The following is a 23,043-nucleotide window of genomic DNA, read 5'->3' as shown; positions in this document are numbered from 1 at the left end:
GGCTGGCTCCTGTCAGGCGTCGACGCTCAGGGCGGGCAGGGTCCAGGAGCCGTCGAGGACCGAGGTCTCGGGGCCGTACACGCGGATGGCGATGGTGAAGGGCCCGTCGGGCGCGGGCAGCCAGTTCGCCGCGTGTTTCGGGTCGGCCGGGCGGTGTTTGCGTACATAGAGGGTGAGGCCGCCGTCGTCGTCGTGGACCAGTCCAGGGGTGCGGTCGCCGATCGAATAGCGGTCGATCTCGTTGGCGACGAGCAGCCGCTCGGGCAGCCGGTACATCGTGACCGACCAGAAGTAGCGGGCCGACGGCAGCGCGCCCGGGGCGAAGTGGATGACGTGGTCGTGTGTCGAGGCGTTCGGCGGCCGGTGGCCCTGGTCGTCCTGGGCCCAGCCGGCGTACCACGCCTCGGCCGCCGGCAGGCCGTAGAGACCCTTGTCGACACCGACCGCCCGGGTGAGGTAGTCGGTACCGTGCTCGGCGCGGGTGCCGAACCAGTGAGTGGAGTCGACGGCGTCCTTCTTCGCCTCCTCCAGGCGGGCGCGGGCGTCCGCGATGCCCTGCTCGACCGCGGCACGGATCTCGGGCTCAGGGCGGCGGGCTCAAACTCGCCGCTGCCGGTGACACCGAGCGCGGCGAGCCGGTCCCGCAGTTCCCGCTCGCCGCCGAGGGCGGGGAAGAACTGGAGCAGGAAGTCGAGAAGGGTGAAGAACTCGACGGTGCCAAGGTCCTCCTCCCGCCAGACCGGCCTCACGGGCTCGTCGACCGGGTGCGGTGTGGCCGTGTCGGCAAACTCCGACAGCGGGCGCAGCACGTACTGCTCCTGGATCGCCCGCAGCGCCGGTACGTCCTCGGGGCCGGCCAGATAGGTGCGGCCCAGGACGCCGACCAGGAACGTGTCGGCGCGCAGCACGCCCCCGATCCCCGCGGGAACGGTGCCGTCCCAGCCGGGCCCGGCGACCAGGTAGTCACCCGCCGCCGGGCCGGTCGTCCGGGAGCCGATGTAGCCGACATAGGAGGTGTCCAGGTCGTGCAGCGGCAGGACGTAGTACCGGTCCACGGCCGGCACCGAGATCACGTAGGGCTCGGCCCGCAGATCGAGCCAGGCCCACGAGTAGGGGGTGTCGTTGTTCGGGGTCACCACGTCCGTGTTGGCCGGGGTTAACGGCTGCGAGTAGTGCCGGAATCGACCGAAGCCCCCCACATACCGGGGATCCGCCGGGTTGATGGCCTGGGGGTACATCGTCCGGTAGTTCTGCAGGAGCGCGTACCCCCAGATCCAGCCCTCGGCCGCGGTCCTCCGCGCCTCCTCGTCGGTCAGCTCCAGCACGGCACCTGGACGAAGACGTCCTCGCCGAGGCCGCCGCCGAAGCGCGGGCCTTCGGCGCCGGCCCGGCGGCCGCCGTCGACGAGCTGGTGCGCGGCCTGCTCGGGCAGTTGGCCGACTGGCAGCAGTCGATCGGCGAGCTGGGCCGCGCGCTCGCCATGGCAACTGAAGGCCGACCGCTACCCGGCTGGTCCACCGACGCCGGCAGCACCGAGGACATCGGGTGGCGCCAGGCCCGCACCACGCTGCTCGAGGCCGTCACACGCCACCACCACGCTCACCTGCTCGCCGACATCGTCGAGCCCGGCGGTGAGCTGGAGCTCCCAGCTACCCGTAACGGGCGCTTCAGGGACGCGGCCATCCCAGAAGGCTGCGCGGTCAGCGACGCCGGCCGCCGCCGATGCGGCGGTCGTCGGCCAGTGCGGTCAGCGGGCCGAACTCGCAGGCAAGCTCGTTCCACGTCAGAACCTCGCCACAGCGGGCCGGAAACTCCTTCGGGTTGAACTCGGGCATGGTCCAGGTGCCAGTGCCCCGGTCCCGCAGCCACAGGTCCCCGTCACCGTCGACCACAGTCGGCGGGACCGGTACGGGCTCGGCCTGATCGGTGGGTTCCCAGGTGACCCGGCCCGGGTGGGAAACGCGACGCAGCTCGGTGGTGGCCAGCCGCGCGGCCAAGTCACGGGTGGACTCTTCGGCGTCCTTGACCGACTCGAGTCGGAATGCGTCGTCAAGTACGGGCAGGGCTGGATTCTTGCTGCGCTTTGAACTCATACGCTGACTACCTCCGGCGGGGGGCGTCACATCCGTTATGGCACCCCGTAGAGCAACACGGTATCCGAGGCGGGAGCCGGGCCAGACCTCCTCCGCTGGAACGGTCAGCAAGCCCGCCGACGCCCAGGAAGATGCTCTGCGCCAGGTCAGCGACTTGTTGGGTGAGGCGAGGAAGGCACTCGACACGCTGACGAAGTAGCTGGAAGCAACCGTCCAGCCCACGGTTCAGCCCCCGCTCGGTCCAACCCTCTCCGGGGCGAGCGCGGCCTCCAGGCGGTCCAGCCGTTCGTAGAGAGCGCGAACGAGGCAGGCGCGGTTCTGGACGCAGCGCACGGCGCCCTCCAGCGTCGCGGACAGCCGGCCTTCCGCCTCACGCAGGACGACGTCGACGAGCGCCCTGGGCCCGCTGCCCTCGGGCAGCTGGTCGGCGCGGCGGCGGACGTCGGAGGCCACCGCGCGGACGTGGCCGGTCAGCTGCAGGGCAATCTGCTCCACGTCGCGGGCGGTGAGCGTGTCCTCGCCGGTCCACGCGAGGACGGCCTGCCAAGAGCGTCGTGTGCGTGCCGGGGGCGGCCGGGCCGCCGCCGAGACGGCGCCGGACGGACCCGTACGGCCGGCCGAGAGGGCGGTTCAGCGGTCCAGTCACCGGCAGCGGAACGCTCAGCGGCGGTCAGGGCGCGCGGATCGCGCGCGGACGGCTCGGCCACGCCGGGACCAGGGCCGAGGGCCGGGCCCGTGCTGGAGGGGTCGAAACTCCAGTCCAGCCCCGCCCCCCGCCCGGGACCGCCGCCCCCCTCTGCTTCGGGAACAGCCACCGAGCACACCCCTGCCGTCCGCGACAGTGCGGCCCCAGGGCACCTCACCGTGCGGGCACGCGCCGCACCGCCTTGCCCTGTCCCTCCGCCTCCAGTAACGCCATGGCGGCGGGCGGGGCCGACCGCTCCACGATCCGGCGCCGCCCGGCACACGGTCCTCTTCCACCCGGGCACCACGGGCCCGCGCGCCGAACGGCCCGCACCGTCACCCGGTGCGGGCCGTTCATCCACCCAAGGGCCCGCCGGAAGGGGGAGTACGGCAGGCCCTGCATATCCAGAGCGGTCCCACGCGCTCACCACCCGCATGCCCCCGGCACCGTGATCCACACCCCCGGCCTTCCCGGATCCCGGGGCCGTGCCGCCTACCGCCAGGTGGCCGCGTCCGGGTCGATGCCGTGGGCGCGGGCGCTCGCGTCCACAACCGTGCGGAACCACGCCGCGAGACCCGGGCGGACGCCGTCGTAGTGCGCGGCGAAGCCCGGATCCGACGCGTACGTGCGGGCCAGGCAGACCTGCATCTCCCTCGTCAGGGGGAAGTACGCGGCGAAGACGGCGCGGTGGCGGTCGACGAGGGCGTTCGCCTCCGGGCTGCCCGGTGTGACGCCCGCGTCCAGCGCGGACGCGAGCTCGCCGTCCAGGGCGGCTACCGCGTCGTGGACCGCCTGCCACTCCTCGGGCGCGCGGGCCGCCGAACGCTCGGCGTACTGGCGCCACTGCAGGGTGTCCCCATACCGCTGCCGGGCCTTCACCGGCCCCTCCGGGTCCCAGTCCGGGCCGAAGATCGCGGCCTGCTGTTCGACGGTCAGCAGCAGACCGCGCTCGTGCGCCTCGATCATCCGGTCCAGGCCGGCGTCGAGCCGCTGGAGCCGCTCGACGCGTTCCGTGACCTGGGCGCGCTGGGTGCGCAGCGCGGCGGGGACATCGGTGCCGGCACCGTCCAGGACGGCCTGGATCCGGTCCAGGCCGAGGCCGATCTCGCGGTAGACGACGACGCGGTGCAGGCGTTCGAGATCGGCGGCGGTGTAGAGCCGGTACCCGGCGCCCGTACGCAGCGAGGGCCGGGCCAGGCCGATCTCGTCCCAGTGGTGCAGCGCGCGGACGGTGACGCCGAGGCTCGCGGAGACCTGGCCGACGGTGAGGCCTTCGGTGTCCGTCACTTCGGGGCCGGCGCCTGTGCCTGTGCCTGTGCCTGTGCCTGTGTCAGTGTCGGGCATGTTCCTCATTCTCGTCGGGGTGAGTGGTCGGGCCGGTGATGCCGATCTCGGCGAGGTTTCGCGCCTCCTGGCTGGCGGGGTCGTACGGCTTCGCCGCCGTGAGGACGACCCGGGCCTTCTCCGGGGTGCTCACCTCGACGTCGCGGGTGTTCCAGGGGGTGTCCCGGGGGCTGTCGGCCGAGACGGAGTCGGGGCGGACCGCCCGGCAGGCGTCGACGATCCCGTCGATCTGGCCGAGTACGCACGCGAAACTGACGCTCATCGCCGGGGCCTCGACGGGGGCCGAGTCCGCCGCGACGAGCAGGACGTCCTGGAATGCCCAGCGACGCAGGTGCACCAGGGTGCCGGGGACCGAGAACAGCTCGAAGAAGCCGAGGCCACGGGTCCAGAAGTCCAGGGAGGCGGCCAGGTCGGTGGTGGGGACGGTGACGAAGGCCGGCATGCCGTAGATGCCGTGGAAGGGCTCCGGCGGCACGGCGTCGGGGCCGGGGGCGGGTACGGGGCTGACCTCGAAGGCGTCGTAGGGGTTGCCGTTGGTGTTGGTGTTCTGGTCGGTCATGTCCTTCACCTTTCAGCCTCACGTTGCGTGAGGGTCAAGTCCGGGAATGACCGGCCTCGTCCCCGTCGGTGTGGTTGGCTGCCGGGGTGACTCAGGAGCTGGAGACCATGGCGTTCGATTCGGCCGAGGCGTTCGCGGCGTGGCTCGCCGAGCACCACTCCCTCCGGCCGGGCATCTGGCTCAAGATCCGCAAGAAGGTGCCCGGAGTCGTCGCCCTGGACTACGCCCAGGCGCTCGACGTGGCGCTCTGCTACGGCTGGATCGACGGGCAGAAGGCGAAGTTCGACGAGGAGTGGTGGCTCCAGCGGTTCACCCCTCGCAAGCGCACCAGCAAGTGGTCCAAGATCAACCGCGACAAGGCGACTGCCTTGATCGAGCAGGGCCGGATGCGTCCGCCCGGGCAGGCCGAGATCGACCGCGCGAAGGCGGACGGCCGCTGGGAGGCGGCGTACGACGGCGCGAGGGCCGCCACGGTGCCGGACGATCTCGCGTCGGCCCTCGCGGCCGAACCTGCCGCCGCGGCTTTCTTCGAGACGCTCGACCGCCAGAACCGTTACGCCGTCCTCTACCGGATCCAGAACGCCAAGCGGGCCGAGACCCGGGCGCGCCGGATCGAGAAGTACGTGGTGATGCTGGCCAAGGGGGAGAAGCTGCACCCGTGACCCCTGCGGTCTGAGCGCGGGCGACGTCCGGAACCCGGACCGGTGGGTCAGAGCTTGGTGAAGCACATGGTGTAGTCGAACCCGCGGGACGCCGTGTGCTGGATGCCGTAATCGAACTTCGGCCCGCACGACATGCCCTCGCCGGGCAGGATCTCGCCGGTCTTGTACTCTGCCTCCGCCGAACCGCAGTCGACGATCGTCGGCACCGGCTTGCCCTGCGGGTCCTGCACCTTGACGCAGTCCCCGACCTGCGGCTCGTGAGTCTTGTCTTCCTTGTGCTGGGCGACAGCCTCGGCTTCCTTCTTCGCCTGACCGCCGTTGGGGTTGGTGTTGTAGTCGTACACCCAGTAGCCGCCACCACCGACTATCGCCAGGAAGATGACCATAGTGAGGAGCAGCTGGAGCACGTTCCCTTGCCGCGGCCGGTTCGGGGCCCCGGGCGCCGGCTGTTGGGGCTGTCCGTAGGGCTGCTGGTAGGACGGCGGTGTGGACATGGTGACCCCCATGGATCGGATACGGCAAGGGAAGGGTCGCAGCGACGACCGCTCGCAGGCTACAGCCCGGGGACTTACGCCCCGACCAGCCGCCCTTGGCCCAACTGCGGTGTGCGGACGCAGCGGTTGGCCCAAGATCGGTGCGCGGGAAGACGTAGGCGCCGGGGCGCCGGCGCCAGATGCGTGATGACTAGTTCCGCCGCTGCCAGGCGTAGCCGAGCGACTCGGCCAGCTCCCGGCCCCCGCCCGTCAGCGTGGCATACGTCGTGGGGTCGGTGCTCACCAGCCTCCACCGCCGCCGCGGCCTGTGCTCGGCCGGGCGGCCGTCATCGGGCAGCCGCCACTCGAAGACTTGGCCGGGGCCGTCCCCCTCTCCCGGTCCCGGCGGCGCCGGGACGGGCGTGCGGAGGAAGGTCACGCTGACGGTGTCCGGGTCGCGCCATCCGGTGGCCGCATCCGCCGGATGCCCCAGCGGGCCGTCAGCTCCGGCCGCTCCCGCAGGGCCGCCGTGATCCGCCGGGCGGTGCCGCGGGCCGGCCAGCACCACGCGTCATCGTCCGGGCCGTAGGACCTCGACTTCGTAGGCGGCGGTGTCGAAACGCAGCTCGGGCGGGGCGGTCCGGCCGCCCCGCGCCAGCCGCCCCAGACGGCCTCGTCGCCGTCGCGGCGGACGTCACGTAGACCACCGAGTAGTACGTGAACATCGTCGGATACGCCCAGTCATGGGCGAACCTGCGCGCTTTCCACCACCACAACTCCGGCGGACCGCTCTCCCGGCTATGACGTCCCACGGACCCCACGCCTGCTTCAGACCACCAGGACGGGCCAGGCGCCCCGGGCACCGGTTCTTCGGACCCGACCCGCGCCGAGCCCGGAGCGTTCGACCTCCCGGAAGGAACGGAAGCATAGTCCCGGTGGCCTACTCGTGGTCTGTGCAGAGGTGGGCGCTCAGGGCCGCACATGCCCACTCTTCCCAGGCGTCGGGGGACCAGCCCCGGTCGCGGACAAAGATCAGGTATAGCTCCGGACTGAGCAGCCCGTACAGCAGGTCGGCGGCGCGGGCGGTATCGACGTCGGGGCGCGCGTCGGGCTTGGAGGTCAAGGCCTTCGCTGCGGCGTGCTGGACGGTATAGCGCGGGTCAGGGCCGACGGGCCACTGCGCGGCGATCTCCGGGTCCGTGGCCGCCGCAGCCGCGATCAGCGGCATGATCGGGGCGACCCGGCCGAGGATGTCGCGTACGCCCCGCACGTGGATGCGCAGCTGCCCGGCCGCAGTGGGTTCGGCGCACGCCGCGCGGAACCAGTCTCGGTCCATCGTGGCGACCGGCTCGGCGTCGCCCGCGATCGATGTGTCGACGACGTCCTTGAACAGCGCGCGCTTGTTACGGAACACGAAGTACACGGTCTGGACTGCCACGCCCGCGCGATCCGCAACCTCCTGAAGGCTTGTCGCACCGTACCCCTGCGCGACGAACAGCTCCCGCGCCGCCGCAACGATCTTCTCGCGGGTACGCCGCGAGCGCTCAGCCCTCTTGTCGGGGCGCTTGACGTTCTGTCCGTCGGATCCCTTGACCACATCCATGCCGAGAGTCTATCTCTAGAGTCAGACATTAGAGATGGACTCTAATTTCTTGGAGGGGTAACGATGAGTGAGACTCGGACTGCTGCAGAACTCGACCAAGAGGCCTCTGTGCGCGGCGTGTTGGAAGACTTCTACCGAGACGGTAAGCCGCCGTGGGACAGCGGTGTCACGCCGCCCGAGCTCGTGGCCCTGGTAGAGGGGCCCGGCGCGATGACGGCGGGCCGGGTGCTCGAACTCGGCTGTGGCACCGGGACCAACGCGGTGTACCTGGCCCAGCACGGCTGGCAGGTGACCGCCGTCGACCTGGTCGACCGCGCGGTCCGGCAGGCGAGGGAGAAGGCGGCCGCGGCCGGAGCGGACGTCACGGTGCTGTGCGCGGACGCCACCCGGCTCGACGAGGTGGGCGTGCCCGGGCCGTACGACCTGTTCTTCGACCTGAGCTGCTACTGCGGGATTCCACCGCACCGCCGCGACGCCTACACCGCCGGCGTCACCAAGCGCGCCGCCCCCGGTGCACGATTGCTGATGTTCGGATACGGGCCCGGGGCGTTTGACGACTCGTGGTCCGGCGTCACTGCGGACGAACTCAACACCAGGTTCGCTGGATGGCAGCTGGTCGACGTGACGCCGGGCACGAACCCGGTCCCGACTTTCTGGTTCACACTGCGCCGCGCCGCCGCATGAGTTGGGGCTGGCCGCGCCGCTGTATGAGTTGGGGCTGCAAAAGAAGCAGCGTGACTCCGATCATGGCGGATTACACCTGTGACCAGCGGAAACATAGCAACACCGTCCGAGGCGGGGGGGGCCGCGTCGGCGGGCATGGATGACCGGTTCCCCAACGAGCTTCTGGCCGTGCCGTCTGTTGTCAGGCTGCGGCGACGCGGGTGAGGGCGGCTTGGAGCCGGCGGATCGCGGCTTCGCTGCCGTGTACTGCTGGAGGGCCGACGGAACGGCGCCGAGGGCGGGGCCGTCTGCGGCGGGCATGGCGCGCCAGTGCAGGATTGGCGTGAGGACGGTGACAGCTGCCCCGAGGAACCAGGCCAGGCATCCGTGGACGTGGGCGATGGCGACAGCAGCGAATGCTTCCCCGCAAGTGTTCCAATCGGTCAACTCCTGGGAGCGTCTGCCGGGACTGCGGGGGGCCACCGACACCGTGCAGATCGGCGGCGGCCTTTGCCGCGACGGTACGGTCAGCGGGTGTCACGGCCCACGCCTGATCCCGAATCAGCCGTCCGGCCTCCTCCACCAGTCCTTTGATATCCGACCACCATGTGTCCGCGGCCGTCACGCACGCAGTCGGTGAGCGCGCTCACCGACTGGCGGGCTGCCGGTGCGCTCACCGGCGCCGCTGGCCGGGGAGCGCACGCGCACGTGACCGTGTAGTCATGCCGTAGTGGTTGCCGCCACGTCGTCCCAGGCCAGCGAGGCGATACGCCATCCTGCCGGAGTTCGAAGGAACTGGGTGGTCTTGTGGCCGGAGCCCTGGAACGCCTCACCATGGTGGATGCCGGACTTGCGGTATCGGCTGAACCGGTGCGCAATCGATCCGAGGATCTCGGTACTTTCGGATACCTCCCATTCGGAGAACTCCGTCAGCGTCCCGTCCGTGAGCATCTTCCGCCGGGGCTCGATGAAGGCGTCGAGGTCGTAGATCACGGGCTTGTCGCCGACGTTCGAGATGATCCTGCCTTGGGGGATGAAGACGTCGCGGATGACGTCGAGATCAGGGCGGTTGCCGCCGGTGTTGGTAAACGCGCCGGCGAACACTGCCATCAGCCGATCGAGCTCGGCCTTGACACCGGCCTCGGGCGCTTCGGACGCCTCACCGGGGCAGGGCCATTCCTCGGAAAGGACCGACCAGACTTCGCTGTCGTGCCGCACACCGCGGTGGGCAGAGCGCCGCCGCAGCACTCCTTCACGGGCCATACCCAACCGCTGTGCGACATCGATGCTGCGGGTGTTGCCCGCCGCGACCCACCATTCGACGCGGCTCATCCCGCGTGTACGGAAGGCCCAGTCGATCAACGCCCGGCAGGCCCGGGTGACCAGACCCCGCCCCTCCGCCGCCCGTTCCAGCCAGCAGCCGAGCTCGCAGACCCCGGAGGCACTGTCGAAGCGGGTGAACATCACCCCGCCGACCAGTGTGCTGTCGAGCCAGATCCCGTAGATCCGGCCGGTGTCCAGGGCCGCACGGTCGGCATAGCGCTGGAGGGTGGCCGTAGCCGAGTCACCGTCGGTACTCAACGACGCCCAGGGTATCCACGGATCCACGGTGTCCCGCGCGCGGTCCATATGAGCGAGGAACTCCTCGGCCTGCCAGGGCTCGAGCGAGCGGAGATGGGCCCGGTCGCCGAGCGGCATGGTGAACATGGAAGCCTCACTCTCGGGTGCGTAACAAGCGTTCGGTACGTAAGCTAGCAGCATGCCACCCGCACCCGGAGACCGAGAAGCCCGCCGCCAGGACGTTTCCGAGGCCGTCTGGCGCGTCATGGCCGACAAGGGATTCGGTGGCCTGACCCTGCGTGCGGTCGCCGCCACCATGGACGTCTCGACCGGAATGCTCATGCACTACTTCCCGACGAAACGAGCCCTGATCCAACATGCCTTGGACCTGCTGGAGCACCGCACCGCACAGAGGCCCCGCCGCGCACGTCCCGGACCCGGCCTCGCCACCGTACGCGCCGCCCTCCTGGACATTCTGCCGCTGACCTCGGACGACACCGCCCGAAACCGCATCTGGGTCAGTTCCTGGGACCTCTCCCTCGCCAACGATGAACTGGCCAGGCAACAGGCCGACCGATACACCCGCCTCCGCTCGGCCATCAGCCCCCACTTCGAGGTCGCGCGCGACCTCGGCCAGCTGCCCGCAGCCGCCGATCCGGAACAACTGTCGGCAGGCGCCGTCGCCTTCACACACGGCCTCGTCGTGCAGACCCTCTTCGACCCCGGCCGATTCCCTGAAGACGTACAAATCGCCATGCTCGACGACTTCCTCACTGCGATCGCACGGCCACGGGTCGACAGCGACGGCAGCCGAGCCGCCCCGGATGCCTTTGAACGGCCCTGACGTGGGACGGTCAGTTGATCGGATGTGTCTGTCCGGTTGGTGATCACCGAGCCTTTGCCACCTTGAATTCGCTGGTGAAATGCCGCCGGAGCCGCCCCTACCTTGCGGTCCAGCGCAGTCGATGAAGACGGAACCCATGACAGAGGACCGAAGCGAGATCGTTCTGACCAAGCAGGACCTTCGTGAGATCGCCGCGTTCGCTGCGGCCTGTGCTGAGGCGGCGCTTGAGGTGTTCGAGGCCGATCAGCCGGACGACTCCCGGCCTCGAGACGCTGTCTGTGCCGCGTGGGAGTTCGCTCGGGGCGGCGAACGCGGGAAGTCTCTGCGCGACACAGCATCCGCCGCCCTCAAAGCGGCCAAGGACGCGGACACTGCCGCTGCCCGAGAGGCAGCGTGGGCTGCGATGTCCGCGGCCGGCGCCGCCTACCTGCATCCATTGGCCAAGGCCACCCAGGTCAAGCACATCCTCGGAGCCGGCGCCTACGCGGCCAGAGCAGCCGAACTCGTCGCCGGCGAGGACCGGAGCGTTGGCGCCGAAAGCATCGAGCAGACGGCGCGTCGTGCGACACCAGTCGTCATCGACGTGCTCAAACGCTTCCCGGCGGCGCCGCGTGGCGGCGGACGGGTTGGCGAGTTGATCCGCATGCTGGACGCCGACCTTCGTTCACTCACCATCGCTGAGTGACTTTCAGCGCACGGCGCCCTGATCCGCCCCGTGATGTGGGTACCCGCCTACGGCTTCACCACCGCGATACACACCTGGGGCGGCGTGACGGCTGGCACCGCGAAGTTGGTCTACCGGCCCGCCGCCACCCCGCTCCCATCGGCCGGCAGCGGCGTCTGGCGTTGGCCGAGCGCGACCGCACCTGTCGCGGGTCAGCAGGGGCAGGGTCGTGGTGGCCACGGTGAGCCGGTAGTTCACGCTCCCCACCCTGCGGCGATGCCGATCCCGAATCTTCCTCAGAGCTACTCTTCGCCCCAGTTGGTTCACGGAGTGAACCAACTGGGGAACGTGGGGAGCGGAGAGCCGGCGTGACGTGCGTTTCTTCGACTGGTGTCAGAGCTGTGGGGCATGATCGGGCCATGCTGCAAGCGAGAGACGAGCACGGTCGTCAGGTGAGGAGTCCGGGGCCCACGGCCTTGAGCCGGATGGTGGCGAACCTCGGGCGGGGCAACGCCTTCGTGATCGTCGAGCGAGTCGGCGATGAGGCGGCCGGTGATTGGTATGTGCAGGTGTGGCTGAGGGATGACAACACCTATCAGCTGGAGTTCCGTGACGGGACGGCGGCAGAGCACTACCAGACCCGGACGATCTCCCAGGAGAAGGTGATCGTCGCGCTGAGCGGCTGGGCCAAGGGGCGTCCGGACTGGCAGGACGCCTTCATGTGGAACAACATCGGGGCCTCGTTCGAAGACGCCGACTGACCCTGGGGCCGACAAGGTCAGTGACGTGCGTCCGCTCAGCTGAGACGCATGGGGAAGACGTCGGGACTTGCTGCGGGGATGGTGGGCCGCGCGGCCTCGGGGGTGGCGAGAAGCGCGACGATGGTGACGGGGTTTGTCGCAGTGCGGGCAGTTGCGGATAGCTGTGGGCGCCAGGGGTGTGGGCGCAGGTGACTGCCGCGTGACCACCGCGGTTTCCGCTGTATTGATGGCTTCGTCGCGTTCACGGCGTCGCCGCCTGGCCGCTTCGGCTTTGCAGCGGGGGGTGCAGTAGGTGTGGCGGGTTGCCTGGGGAGTGACCTGGAACTGGGTCCAGCAGATGGGGCAGGCGCCTTCGGCGACGGTCGCGTCGCCGAAGGCGCCTGCCCAATCTGCAACACCGACATTGGTCGTGAGGATCGTGCTCGACTTCAGATACCTCTGGTTGATCACCTGGAAGAGGGCCGAGGCGCCGTCGCCCGGCAGCGGGAGGTATCCGAGTTCGTCGATCACGAGCAGGCGGGGTCCGGCGAAGAACCTCATGATGCTCGACCAGCGGCCTTCGAGTGCGGCCTTGTGGCACTCGGCGGCGAGTTCGGCGGCAGTGGTGAAGTAGACGCGGTGGCCGGCATCGACCGCGGAGCGGGCGAGTGCGACGGCCAGCATCGTCTTGCCGACGCCGGGCGGACCGACCAGCAGGACGTTGGAGGCATTGTCGAGGAACCTCAGGGTGGCCAGGTCGCGGATGAGTTTCTCGTCGACGCCTGGCTGGGCGGCGAAGTCGAAGTCGTTGAGGGCCCATGGTTCTGGCAGGCAGTCAAATCGCAGCCGGGAGGAGAGTTTGCGTGCTTCGGTGTTTGGGAGGCGGGAAGCCCACGAGACGGGGCGGAATGTTCACGAGATTCAGCAGCACCACCAGGGGGAGGCCGGGGCGGGCACCGAGCCCTGACGTACGTGTGAACCTATGACGCGCACTCCGAGATCCCGGCTGGTGGCCCAGTGAGCGGCTGAGGGGCCTACCTGGAGGAACGGACCTGCCGAGAGGTCGATGCCGACGTGCTGCGTGACAGCCGGCTGTCGGCGGGCAGGTCCGTCTGGGAGGCGCTGCGCCCGTTGGGGCTGGGCCTGCACGAAGCCGAGCGGGTGGTCCACGCGCGATACGAGGCCCTGGGCGACCGCGTGCAGCGCACGCCGCCTGATCCGCTGGACCTTCCCTCGCTCGCAGCCCGCGCCGCCACTCTCCCGGGCCGTGTGGCAGCGGTGGAGGCGCTCTGGGACGGCGATACAGTGCGCGACTGGTTCGTGCTCCTGATCGCCCCGGACGGGGAGGGCCACCTGGCGACCGTCTACCACCGATCCGACGGCCCTCCTCCTGGTGCTGCCGCCGCCGAGGCCGGCCGGGCGCTGGCCGGCTACCTTCGCGTGCCCTTCCACTTCGCGTCTCCGGATGTCCCTGATGACGACGCCCCGCGCTGGAGGACGATCCAACGGTTGGCGGAAGGCCCGTGACTGGGGGCACGGACGGAGCGCGGTGACCACAAGGAGGCCGGACCACCTGATGCCTCCCGTTCTCCGTTCTGGCTCACATTCCGTGTAGTTGTTACGGAGAGTCGGATCTTCGGCGCCATGCGATGGCGGTTTGGATGGGCACGAAGCCGCGTTGAGGTGAGTTCCAGGGCCCGGTTGTCACGGCCGGTGCTCATGTGGTTGAGCCAGCGTTCGTACCAGTCGAGGAATTCGGTGGCGGAGGAGACGTTGGGGCCCCAAAAGCCGCGGTGCGGTAAGCCGGTCGAACCGGTCGCCTGGCGCCGACGTCGTGATCGAGTGCCCGTGCAGGGCGCCGGCACTCGATCACGGCGGCACGTGGCCGCACTCCACTACGCGGGCTTCCTCAACGGGCTCGAGGTGATCCGAGGGGGACGCCCTGACTTGGGAGCTCCTTGACCAAGTGGGCCAGGTACTCCCTTGCACCCAGGTCATCGCCAGCCAGCGCTGCCGCCTGTCCGGCCCACAGATTCACGTACTCCGGCCTTCCCTGGGCGGCGGCGGCCCGGCGGATGGGCTGCATCAGGGCGTTCTGGATGGGATAGGGAGGCACGGCGTCCTCGTACGCCGCCATGTCGCGGACGAACCGGTTGGGTATGCCGCGGGCGGTGCGGCCGGAGAAGAGCCGGGTGAGGACGGTCGTACGGGCCGCTGGGGTCCCGAGCTGACGCTTGTGGGCGTCGCTCGCGCCGGATTCCCGGGTGGCGAGGAACGCGGTGCCGATCTGCACGGCGTCGGCGCCGAGGGTGAGGGCGGCCCGGATGCCACGGCTGTCGGCAATACCACCAGCGGCGATGACGGGCGCGGTCACGGCGTCAGCGATCTGCGGCACCAGCGAGAAGGTGCCGACCAGCGACTCCCGTACGGGTGCGAGGAACGCCCCGCGGTGCCCGCCCGCGTCACTGCCCGAGGCCACGATGGCGTCGAGGCCCGCGTCGTCGAGGGCGACGGCTTCCTCCACTGTCGTCGCCGTGCCGATCAGGACGATGCCTTTACGGCGCGCCTCGTCGACGACGCGGCGAGGTGGGATGCCCATGACGAAGCTGATGACGGGCGGCGCGGCGGCGAGGAGTGCGTCGATCTGGTCGTCGAAGTCAGGCAGGGCTTCGACTCCCTCGTAGGCGGGGGCCGCGGCGCCGAGTTCGTTGTAGTAGGGACGGAGCCGCTCGACGTGAGCGGAGAGTACGGCGTTGTCCGGCAGTGCGGAGCGCTCGCCCTCCAGTGGCACCCAGAGGTTCACGGCGAACGGCCGACTCGTGGCGGCTTTCAGGGTGGTGACGAGCTCGGTGATCGCGGTGGGGGTGAGAATGTGCGCGCCGTAGGATCCGAGGCCGCCGCCCTCACTGACCGCGGCGGTGAGGGCGACGGAGGAAAGTCCGCCGCCGAAGGGGCCCTGGACGATGGGGTGCTCGATGCCCAGCAGATCGCCGAGCCGGCCCGGGCCGCTCATGCGGTCACCACCAGAGCGGCGGCCTCGCGGCCGTGGGCGAACTGCAGGGCGGTGCGGGCGACGCGGGCGCCGAGGTGATGGGCGGTGCGTAGGTCCGAGTCGGTGGGGGCTTGGTCGGGTCCGAGGTCGGAGGAGGACTGGGCCATGGCGCCGACGAAACCGCCGAGGCGGTTGAGGTCGTCCGGGCTGCCGATAGAGGTGTAGGCCCAGCCGGGGAGCAGGCCGAGCGAGACCCAGGTCATGCCGTGCTGCGCGGCGAGGACGGCCAAGGACAGCAGCACGTTGTCCTTGTTGCCGTTGATGCCGGCGGAGTTGGTGAAACCGGCGGCGAGCTTGCCCTGCCAGCCCTGCTCGGCCCATACCTTGCTGCTGGCCTCGGCGAACCGCTGGAAGACAGCAGAGGTGGACCCCATATAGGTGGGCGAGCCGAAGATGATCGCGTCAGCCTCCTCGAGAGCCGCCCAGAGGCTGTCGTCCAGAGTGGCGACGTCCCGCAGGTCGGCGCGCACGCCCGGGACCGAAGCGACGCCGGCCGCGACGGCGGCGGCCTGGCGCTTTGTGTGGCCGTAGCCGCTGTGGTGAGCAATAACGACGGAGAGTGGCGCGGACATGGATGTCCCTTCGTTCTCTGTGAAGCGATACGCGGAGCAACAACCCCGACACTAGACGACCGGTCAACTATTTACTAGCTCGCCAGTCGGATAGTTGACCGGACGTATACTCAGCCTCATGGGACGCACCAGCACGGCACGCGAACGCCTCATCGACGCCACCGGTGAACTGATGCAGAGCCGCGGCTACAGCAACCTCGGCGTTGCCGAAATCTGCGCCAAGGCAGAGGTGAAGAAGGGCAGCTTCTACCACTTCTTCGAATCCAAACAGGCGCTGACGGTCGAGGCCGTCAACGCCTACTGGAACGCCGAACGCAGATGCTGGACCACCGAGCTGGCCGCCACCGGCCCCGCCCTCGACCGCCTGAAGGGACTCCTGGACACCATGGCGCAGCTCCAGCGCCGGATGAAGGAGACCTCGGGGACGGTCGACGGCTGCCTCCTCGGCAACCTCGCACTGGAGCTGGCCACCCAGGAGCCCGCCGTGCAGACCCGCCTGGAAGAGATCTTCGACGAACAGATCGCACTCGTCGCCGCCACCCTCAACGACGCTGCCGACGAGGGAACCGTCCCCCGCGAGCGAGCCACAGCGGCCACCGCGCGAGCCGTGGTCGCCCACCTCGAAGGACTGGTCATGTTCGCCAAGCTCAAGAACGACCCCACTGTCCTCGACGACCTGTGGCCGCACACACTGCTGCTGCTCGGAGCCGCAGGCTAAGAAGTCGCTTCTTTTGGCGGTTGAGTTCGTCGTGCTGGGCATGACGAGTCTTGCCGAGCGGTTGGTGCCGGATGTCCGTACGGGGTGTTCTCGGTCTGGGCGCCGCTGCCGCACATCGCTTGCTGGTACAGCGCCTTGAGCGCGTCGTCGATGGGGTGGTGCTGCGGCGTAACCGAGGAGTCCATCTCGTTCCACCTCTGAAGGTTGACCGCGACGGACATCTGGCGTGTGCCGTCGGCCGAGGTAAGGGACACCGTTCCGGCCCCCCAGACCGTTCCGTCGTGGCCCCAGAAGGTGCCGCAGCCCCCGTTTTCGACCTTGTGTAGACCGAGGCCGTACTGGATCGTCGTTCCGTCCAGTGCGATGACCGGGACGGTGCGCTGCATCTCCGCCAGCGACGATCGGTTGACGATCTTGCCGTCGAGCAACTTGCGGTAGAAACGGTTGAGATCCTCCATAGTCGAAACCAGAGCGGCACCCGTCCCCGTCCAGGACATGTTGTAGACGCTGTAGTCCCGCGGCGGGTCGAGCAGGCCCCACAAGGCCTCGTACATCCGCGAGTGCGGCCCCGCGATGCGGGGCCCGGCCGGAAAGCCCGTGTGCCGGAGGCCCGCGCGTTCGATGACGTTGCGGGTGATGTACTCCTCGGCGGGGATACCGGTCACCTTCTCCAGCAGCTGGCCGAGGAGCAGGTAGTTGGTGTTGGAGTACACCCCCGGGGTGGCTCCGGGCTCGGCGGCGGGAGGCGCGTTGACGCCCATCTCGATCAGCTCGGCCGGGCGGAACTGCCTGAACCGGTTCTCGTCCAGGCTCTTGGACGACATGTTCTGCAGAGAAGGAAAGGCATAGCGGATGTAGTCGGGGAAACCGCTGGTGTTGTTGAGCAGCATGCGGACCGTGATCTTCCTGCCACGTTCTCCCGGTACCAGCTGCGGCAGATAGTCGCCGATCGGCGCATCGAGTCCGATCCGGCCCTGCTCGACCTGCTGCATGATCGCGGCGGCGGTGAAGGTCTTGGTGATGCTGCCGACGCGCTGCCGCATGTCGGGCCTGACGGGACGTCCGGTGCTGACATCGGCGACCCCGGAGGCCCCACGCCATATTCGGCCGGCGTCGCGCACCTCGGCGTACACCCCGGGGATCCCCGCACCGTGGACATCGTCCAGGGCGGTCTTCAGCTCCGCGGGATCGAAGCCGACCGACGGCCTCGCGTCGGCGGCCGGCACGGGCCTCGTCTCATCGGGCGCGGGAACCGCCCCCACCGTGCCCGCACAGACACTCAGCGCGGCCACACTTCCGCATACCGCCAGTCGGATCTTCAAGACGTCCGTCCTTTCATGATCGGTGAGTGCACCGGGGACTCTCCCCGAGCGGGTCGCCATCCACGACTCATTCGGCCAGCGCGCGGCGCAGAGCGGCGCCGAGTTCGACGTTCTGCCGCTGCGAGACATCGGCGGAGAGGATCGCCTGGGATCCGTGGAATGTGCCGGGCCACTGATGGAGTTCGACCGACACGCCCGCCTGCATCAGGCGCAGCGCGTAAGCGATGCCCTCGTCCCGGTTCGGACAGAACTCCGCTGTGGCGATATAGGCCGGCGGCAGGCCGGACAGATCGGCCGCCCGCGCCGGGGCGGCGTACGGGGTGGCGGGCCGGGACCCCAGGTAGTGCCGCCACGCCGCGGCAAGCTTGTCGCGATCGAACCAGGGGGTGCTGGTGAAATTCCGCGCCGACCAGGACTCCTGCCGATCGTCCAGTCCCGGCTGGTTGAGCAGCTGGAAGCAGATCGCCGGCCCTCGCTCGTCTCGCGCCCGCAAGCACACCGCAGCCGCGAGGTTCGCACCTGCACTGTGCCCCCCGACCGCGATCCGCGCCGGGTCGATGCCGAATTCGTCCGCGCGCTCATCCGTCCAGGCCAGTGCGGCGTAGGCATCGTCGAGGGCGGCCGGGAACGGGTGCTCGGGCGCCAGGCGATAGCCCACCGAGATCACCACCGCCCCGGAGAGGTCCGCGATCCGGGCGGCCCACGGATGCTCGGTGTCCAGGTCACCGAAGACTCCGCCGCCGCCGTGCAGCCAGACGACGGCGCCTTGGGCCCGGTGCGGGCGGTAGACCCGCACCGCCACATCCGCACCGGTATCGGCGGACACCGTACGGTCCTCGACGTCCATGCGGGAGGTGTCCGGTGCCGGCGTCGCCGCCGCCCGTTCGGCGAAGTCCTTACGCGCGGCGACCGGGTCGTTCATGTCCATGTACGGCAGGAAGGGGATGAACGCTTCGAGTTCGGGATCCATGGCGACCATCCTTGCGGCCGAGCCCCGAGGGGTCGTCCGACATCCGTCGCGCATCCCGCACTGATCACGCACCCATCGGCGCGTCCTCGTTCTTCTACCCTTCTGCCATGGAAGCACTGGCCGTACGGCTGTCGGGACTCGATCCGTACGTCGACGGAGCAATCCGCATCATCGCCTTCTACGACACGCTGATGCGCCGACGGGTAGATCTCCCGGCGCTCGCTCGGGCGTCGGCGGGCTTGGCCGAGTGCGTGACCGGGATCCGGCTCCACGACACGGGCCGGGCGACCCGCTTCACGGCCGACGGCAGGCAGGCCTCCGCCCCGCCGTCGCCCGCGTCCACCACCGTGCCGATCATCCTCGACGAGGAGGAGATCGGCACTGTGTGGCTGGAGCGCCCCGGGCCTCCCAACCCTCTCGACGAGGTACTCCTCGACCGGCTCGCCATCGCCACCGCAACGGCCGTCGAGCGGTACGGCCCGGCTCGCACGACCATGGCCGACCCCGCCCTCGTCGAGCTCGCCGTCGGCCCCGACGGCGACGAGGTGACCAGGGCGCGCGCGTTGCGGCTCCTCGGTTTCGCCGCCGAGCTGCCGGTCCACGTGGCCGCCGTGCGCTCACATCTCCCGCTCGACCAGATCGGCGGCCTGATCTGCCCGGCCCGCCCGGTGAAGGCAGCACCTCTCGCCGACGTGGGCGTCATCCTGGCCACCGCGATCGACCCCGCCCGGTTTCCGGCAGGCGTACGCGCGGGCATCGGCGCCGCCGGAAGTCCCGGCCGATCCTGGCGGGAAGCCCGCACCGCTCTGCGCTTCACGACCCCTCGCGCGCCTGTCGTCCACTACGCCGACCTGGGCGCGCTGGCTCTCCTGGCCGAGATATCTCCGGACGTCTCACGCGACAACACCGACGTGGCCGCCATCGCCCGCATCGCCGACAGCCCGGAACACATGGAAACCCTGGACGCATACTGCGCCACCGGCTCCATACGCCGGGCCGCCGACCTCCTCCACCTGCACCACAGCAGCGTCGCCCGCCGACTCGAACACATCGCCAAAACCCTGGACGTCGCACTCACTGAATCCACTGGGCTGACACGGGTCAGACTCGCCCTCACCGCATGGCGGCTACTGCAGGAATGAGGGGATGCGCCTCACTGAGCTTGCAAGGACGCGGTCGCGCCAGGCAACGGGGATAGCCGGACTACGCCGGACACCGTCGACCCGGTCTTCTTCGACAGGCCCGATCGAGGGGTGGGGCCAGACGAAACCGTTCCGGTGGGGCCACTGGAGGCCGTCGCAGACAGACTCCCCGTTGTCGTATCGGGAGTTCGCGTTCAACACGATATGCAGGGGGCGCAGACCTGCCCCAATCCGCAGGGCTAGGCTCGCCGAGGGCTTTCGGGCGGCAAAGGCCGGAGAAACCTGGCCCGGCGACACCGGGTGCGGCGCACCGGGTGCGGCGCACCGGAGGGGTGCGCGCACCACGGTGGCGTCCATCGTCACCCAGCGCACCAAATGCCGAAGCAACCAGACTCGGCGATCAGGACAACGCCATCTGTCCTGCTTTGAGCGGCACTGACGCCAAACCAGATGGGGCCGCCCGCATTTCGGTAGCCGCCTGCGTATCCGTGCCCCTGACCAGCAACGACTACTTCGCACTGGTGCCGGTGCGCTGGCAGGCCATCACCGAACGCGGTATCCGCCTGGGCCACCACACCTGGAAAGGCCGGGCCGGGCAGCGCCAGTCAGCTGTTCGTGCCGCCCCGGCGAGCGAGAGGTTCAGGCGGTGGTGCGGTTGCCTTGGCGTGCGGCAAGCGCGGCCTCGGCGCTGGGGTAGGCGGGCAGGAAGGTGTCCATCCCGGTGACGCTGAGCAGGCGGCCCAGCCGGTCGGGGATGGCCGCCAGGGTCAGGGAGCCGTCGGCGTCCTTGGCGCAGCGCCAGATGCCGACGAGGGCTCCCAGTCCTGAGGAGTCACAGAAGGTGACGCCTGAGAGGTCGGCGACCAGGTCGGCGTGTCCGATCGCAATGAGGGCCAGGGCGCGGGTCCGGACGGCGGGCGCGGTCGTGATGTCGAATTCACCGGACAGTGCGATCACGGCCAGGGTGCCGTCGGTGTGCGGGACGTCGATGTGGAATGCGTCGGTCATGGGCGTCGGTTCTCCTGCCCGACGGAGGCGTCGGCGGTCGGGGCGGCGGCGCTGTGAGCGGTGGTGGTGATGCCCGCGGGAGCGGCATCGGGGGTGGGGACGGACAGGGCCAGCAGGGCTACATCGTCGCGTTCGGTGTCGGGCAGGGTGTCCAGGAGCGCGACGGTGTCGTCGATCAGGCGGCCAGCACTGACCGGCGCCGGCTGCCGGGCGAGGAAGTCGGTCAGGCCCGTGTCGGCGAGCATGTGGCCATCGGCGGTGCGGGCCTCGGTCAGACCGTCGGTGTAGAGGAGCAGGCCCTGGCCGGGTGCCAAGTGGAGGGTGCGTGCGGCGAAGGAGGCTTCGGCGAACGCGCCGACCAGCATGCCGCCCTCGGCGCGGACCGCCTCAACCTGCACGCCGCCGCCCTCGGCGGGGCTGAGGTGGTAGGCGGGCGGGTGGCCGCCGGTGGCCAGTGTGACTGTGAAACCGCCGTCCCGGGCGGGATCGAGCAGGCCGAAGATGGCGGTGCAGAAGCGGGTGCCGACCGCCGCGTCCAGCAGAAGCGCCGTGTTCAGGGCATTCAGCGCGGCCGTCGGGTCCGCGTCGACGAGGGCTGCGGCCCGCAGCGTGTAGCGGGTCAGTGAGGTGACCGTAGCGGCTTCGGCGCCCTTGCCACACACATCGCCCAGGAAGAACGCCCACCGGCCTGCGCCGATGGGGAAGACGTCGTAGAAGTCGCCGCCCACTTCCTGCGGGGAGGCGGTCTTGTAGTGGCAGGCGAGCTCCAGCCCGGGTACCGCGGGCAGTGCGGGAGGCACCAGGGTGCGCTGCAGTGTGGAGGCGAACGCGGCGATGGCCGCCTTGTCCCGCTCCGCACGCTGCCGGGCCTCTTCCTCAGCCTGGCGCCTTTCTTGCTCGACCTTGCGGCGTTCCTGCTCGGCGCGTACCACGTTCAGCGCCGACAGCCGCAGCTCCAGCTGGTCACATACGACGGCGGCCAGGTCCCCGAGGGTGGAGGCGTCGGCCTCGCTGATCTCGCGGGGGCGGGTGTCGAGGATGTTGACCGTGCCCAGCCGGTACCCGTCTGCGGTGATGATCGGAGCGGCGGCGTAGAATCGCACCCCCATCGGGCCGGCGACCAGCGGGTTGGAACAGGCGACCGGGTCGAGCTGGGTGTCGGGGATGACGGTGGTGTCATCGGTCAGGACCGCCGAGGCGCACAGCCCGGGATCGCGGCCGATCTCGGTGACGCCTTCCAGCCCGTGCGTGGCCTTGAACCAGATCCGGTCCTCGTCCACGATCGTCACCGTCGCCACCGGCACCTCGAACAGGCGCGCGGCCAGCGCCGCGACCCGGTCGTAGGCGCCGTCCGGAGGTGTATCGAGAATGTCGTAACGGCGCACCGCTGCCATCCGCGCTGCTTCGACCGACACGGCCGAAGGCTCGCTCGGTGCTATCGCAGGTGCAGGCATGATCGCTTGTTCCGGCATGTCCCTCGTCTCGTCGTCCCCCCAGGAAGGCACCGACCGGACAGCCAGCACCTCAGAACCCTACCGAACACCCCCGCGCCACCCCATCCGGCGACGAGCGAGGAACGTGTCTGCACTCGTGGCTGCCTTGAGTGGGGTGCCACGACCGCACTCGCCGGATGCCGCAGTGCAGGCCGCCAACCGACAGGCAGCCGCTGCGGAAGCTACTGGCCGCGCCCAGGCCAGCGCTCTCATCACCACGGTGCAGGCCACCCTGGATGAGCAGCACCGAGCCCGTGTGGATGAACGACGCCGACAGGCGTATACGGACCTACTGGTCGCGGGCTTCGACTATCTGGTCAGCGCCGACTCCGAGGGCACAGCTCGGATGCTGCACGCCTCCACTGCGGTTCAGGTAGTGGGCCCGGCCGAAGTTTCAGCCGCCGCGTTCGAGTACGCCCACGCGGTCAGGCGCGCCGTTCAGCACCGACACGCTGGACCGTCCGATGAATCGGGATTGTCCCCCTCCTCAGCGGCCATCGTTGCCCATAACAGATTCCTCGAGGCTGTACGTCGTGCCCTCGACGAATCCTGAAGGGCGGCGGCAACCTCTGTCTTGATGTGCGCGAGGACGGCGAGGCCGAGGAGCTGCTCGTAGCGCTCGTGGATCTCGTGTGCGCTGCTCATGCGAGGCGCGGTCTGGGTCTCGAGGTCTCTGTTCGCCATGTGCTGCCCAACGAGGCGCACAGCAATGCATCATGCACCCGATGTCGACGAACGCCAGCGCCCGACCCCGCGGCTACGGCACGGTGAACGCGACGAGTCCACTGCCGTTCATGCTGACCACCGACGGCTCCTGGATCCAGTGAGAGGCTGACCCGCTCAAGCCGTACGAGGAGCTCGACGACTGGGACAAGG

Annotated in this window: 21 protein-coding genes and 4 pseudogenes; 8 read left to right on the top strand and 17 right to left on the bottom strand. The window is 69.7% G+C overall.

The features are described from left to right. Positions 1–12: 12 nt before the first annotated feature. From ACIRB7_RS30380 to ACIRB7_RS30355, 6 genes and pseudogenes are all read right to left on the bottom strand, one after another. Complete coding sequence (locus ACIRB7_RS30380) at positions 13–417, bottom strand: DUF1214 domain-containing protein (protein ID WP_403605080.1); 405 nt, start codon at positions 415–417, stop codon at positions 13–15. 440 nt (positions 418–857) lie between these two features. Further along, positions 858–1,238 (bottom strand): annotated as a pseudogene (locus ACIRB7_RS30375) (DUF1254 domain-containing protein); the annotation flags it as partial. Positions 1,239–1,700: 462 nt separating this feature from the next. Beyond that, entirely contained in the window at positions 1,701–2,093 is a 393-nt protein-coding gene (locus ACIRB7_RS30370; RefSeq protein ID WP_327159530.1) for a hypothetical protein, read from the bottom strand. A gap of 225 nt (positions 2,094–2,318) precedes the next feature. Further along, a pseudogene (locus ACIRB7_RS30365) lies at positions 2,319–2,636 on the bottom strand (DUF6415 family natural product biosynthesis protein); the annotation flags it as partial. 634 nt (positions 2,637–3,270) lie between these two features. After that, positions 3,271–4,122 (bottom strand): MerR family transcriptional regulator, encoded by an 852-nt coding sequence (locus ACIRB7_RS30360; RefSeq protein ID WP_403604903.1) that lies wholly within the window; start codon positions 4,120–4,122, stop codon positions 3,271–3,273. Next, on the bottom strand, positions 4,109–4,681 hold the full coding sequence (locus ACIRB7_RS30355; RefSeq protein WP_403604901.1) for a VOC family protein: 573 nt from the start codon (positions 4,679–4,681) through the stop codon (positions 4,109–4,111). Before ACIRB7_RS30355 ends, ACIRB7_RS30360 begins: the two co-directional genes overlap by 14 nt. A gap of 107 nt (positions 4,682–4,788) precedes the next feature. Between ACIRB7_RS30355 and ACIRB7_RS30350 the strand changes: the two genes are divergently transcribed. Then, positions 4,789–5,343: a YdeI family protein gene (locus ACIRB7_RS30350; RefSeq protein ID WP_403604899.1), complete on the top strand. Its 555-nt coding sequence runs from the start codon at positions 4,789–4,791 to the stop codon at positions 5,341–5,343. Between the two features lie 47 nt (positions 5,344–5,390). Here the strand turns inward: ACIRB7_RS30350 and ACIRB7_RS30345 are convergent, their stop codons facing one another. Continuing rightward, positions 5,391–5,837 carry a hypothetical protein gene (locus ACIRB7_RS30345; protein WP_403604897.1) on the bottom strand — a complete coding sequence of 149 codons (447 nt, stop codon included), beginning with the start codon at positions 5,835–5,837 and terminating at the stop codon, positions 5,391–5,393. Between the two features lie 919 nt (positions 5,838–6,756). Beyond that, entirely contained in the window at positions 6,757–7,419 is a 663-nt protein-coding gene (locus ACIRB7_RS30340; RefSeq protein WP_403604894.1) for a TetR/AcrR family transcriptional regulator, read from the bottom strand. Between the two features lie 108 nt (positions 7,420–7,527). Between ACIRB7_RS30340 and ACIRB7_RS30335 the strand changes: the two genes are divergently transcribed. Continuing rightward, entirely contained in the window at positions 7,528–8,103 is a 576-nt protein-coding gene (locus tag ACIRB7_RS30335) for a class I SAM-dependent methyltransferase (protein ID WP_403604891.1), read from the top strand. A gap of 699 nt (positions 8,104–8,802) precedes the next feature. Here the strand turns inward: ACIRB7_RS30335 and ACIRB7_RS30330 are convergent. Further along, a complete protein-coding gene (locus ACIRB7_RS30330) occupies positions 8,803–9,789 on the bottom strand; it encodes a GNAT family N-acetyltransferase (RefSeq protein ID WP_403604888.1) in 987 nt (328 codons plus the stop codon). A gap of 52 nt (positions 9,790–9,841) precedes the next feature. On the opposite strand from ACIRB7_RS30330, the gene ACIRB7_RS30325 reads away from it, so the two are divergent. The 3 genes from ACIRB7_RS30325 to ACIRB7_RS30315 all read left to right on the top strand — a co-directional run bounded on the left by ACIRB7_RS30325 (position 9,842) and on the right by ACIRB7_RS30315 (position 11,911). Then, complete coding sequence (locus ACIRB7_RS30325) at positions 9,842–10,486, top strand: TetR/AcrR family transcriptional regulator (protein ID WP_403604885.1); 645 nt, start codon at positions 9,842–9,844, stop codon at positions 10,484–10,486. Positions 10,487–10,622: 136 nt separating this feature from the next. Next, positions 10,623–11,171 carry a putative immunity protein gene (locus ACIRB7_RS30320; protein WP_403604882.1) on the top strand — a complete coding sequence of 183 codons (549 nt, stop codon included), beginning with the start codon at positions 10,623–10,625 and terminating at the stop codon, positions 11,169–11,171. 398 nt (positions 11,172–11,569) lie between these two features. After that, complete coding sequence (locus ACIRB7_RS30315; protein WP_403604879.1) at positions 11,570–11,911, top strand: hypothetical protein; 342 nt, start codon at positions 11,570–11,572, stop codon at positions 11,909–11,911. Between the two features lie 363 nt (positions 11,912–12,274). On the opposite strand, the pseudogene ACIRB7_RS30310 reads toward ACIRB7_RS30315, so the two are convergent. After that, positions 12,275–12,751, bottom strand: a pseudogene (locus ACIRB7_RS30310) (ATP-binding protein); the annotation flags it as partial. 213 nt (positions 12,752–12,964) lie between these two features. Here ACIRB7_RS30310 and ACIRB7_RS30305 point away from each other — a divergent pair. Further along, entirely contained in the window at positions 12,965–13,417 is a 453-nt protein-coding gene (locus ACIRB7_RS30305; RefSeq protein ID WP_403604876.1) for a hypothetical protein, read from the top strand. Between the two features lie 104 nt (positions 13,418–13,521). On the opposite strand, the pseudogene ACIRB7_RS30300 reads toward ACIRB7_RS30305, so the two are convergent. The 3 genes and pseudogenes from ACIRB7_RS30300 to ACIRB7_RS30290 form a co-directional block, all read right to left on the bottom strand. Continuing rightward, positions 13,522–13,680, bottom strand: a pseudogene (locus ACIRB7_RS30300) (SMI1/KNR4 family protein); the annotation flags it as partial. Between the two features lie 119 nt (positions 13,681–13,799). Beyond that, the gene (locus tag ACIRB7_RS30295; RefSeq protein WP_403604873.1) at positions 13,800–14,903 is read right to left on the bottom strand and encodes an NAD(P)H-dependent flavin oxidoreductase; all 1,104 of its coding nucleotides are present in this window, start codon (positions 14,901–14,903) and stop codon (positions 13,800–13,802) included. After that, positions 14,900–15,514, bottom strand: a complete 615-nt coding sequence (locus ACIRB7_RS30290) for an NAD(P)H-dependent oxidoreductase (RefSeq protein ID WP_403604870.1) — start codon at positions 15,512–15,514, stop codon at positions 14,900–14,902. Before ACIRB7_RS30290 ends, ACIRB7_RS30295 begins: the two co-directional genes overlap by 4 nt. Positions 15,515–15,632: 118 nt before the next feature. Between ACIRB7_RS30290 and ACIRB7_RS30285 the strand changes: the two genes are divergently transcribed. Further along, a complete protein-coding gene (locus ACIRB7_RS30285) occupies positions 15,633–16,232 on the top strand; it encodes a TetR/AcrR family transcriptional regulator (protein WP_403604867.1) in 600 nt (199 codons plus the stop codon). On the opposite strand, the gene ACIRB7_RS30280 is transcribed toward ACIRB7_RS30285, so the two are convergent. Continuing rightward, a complete protein-coding gene (locus ACIRB7_RS30280) occupies positions 16,229–17,410 on the bottom strand; it encodes a serine hydrolase domain-containing protein (RefSeq protein WP_403605078.1) in 1,182 nt (393 codons plus the stop codon). The two genes, ACIRB7_RS30285 and ACIRB7_RS30280, sit on opposite strands and share 4 nt — an antisense overlap. Positions 17,411–17,621: 211 nt before the next feature. Then, positions 17,622–18,524 carry an alpha/beta hydrolase gene (locus ACIRB7_RS30275; RefSeq protein WP_403604864.1) on the bottom strand — a complete coding sequence of 301 codons (903 nt, stop codon included), beginning with the start codon at positions 18,522–18,524 and terminating at the stop codon, positions 17,622–17,624. Between the two features lie 107 nt (positions 18,525–18,631). Between ACIRB7_RS30275 and ACIRB7_RS30270 the strand changes: the two genes are divergently transcribed. Next, on the top strand, positions 18,632–19,666 hold the full coding sequence (locus ACIRB7_RS30270; protein ID WP_403604862.1) for a helix-turn-helix domain-containing protein: 1,035 nt from the start codon (positions 18,632–18,634) through the stop codon (positions 19,664–19,666). A gap of 639 nt (positions 19,667–20,305) precedes the next feature. Here ACIRB7_RS30270 and ACIRB7_RS30265 read toward each other — a convergent pair. Together ACIRB7_RS30265 and ACIRB7_RS30260 are read right to left on the bottom strand one after the other, a co-directional pair. Further along, on the bottom strand, positions 20,306–20,674 hold the full coding sequence (locus ACIRB7_RS30265) for an STAS domain-containing protein (RefSeq protein ID WP_403604859.1): 369 nt from the start codon (positions 20,672–20,674) through the stop codon (positions 20,306–20,308). After that, complete coding sequence (locus ACIRB7_RS30260; RefSeq protein WP_403604856.1) at positions 20,671–22,089, bottom strand: PP2C family protein-serine/threonine phosphatase; 1,419 nt, start codon at positions 22,087–22,089, stop codon at positions 20,671–20,673. The genes ACIRB7_RS30265 and ACIRB7_RS30260 overlap by 4 nt, the downstream gene beginning before the upstream one ends. Positions 22,090–23,043 lie beyond the last annotated feature (954 nt).

It is taken from the genome of Streptomyces sp. NPDC093795 (assembly GCF_044764665.1).
Lineage (GTDB): Bacteria > Actinomycetota > Actinomycetes > Streptomycetales > Streptomycetaceae > Streptomyces.
The sequence above is the reverse complement of the archived record's forward strand: the minus strand, read 5'-3'. Positions and strand labels throughout refer to the sequence as shown.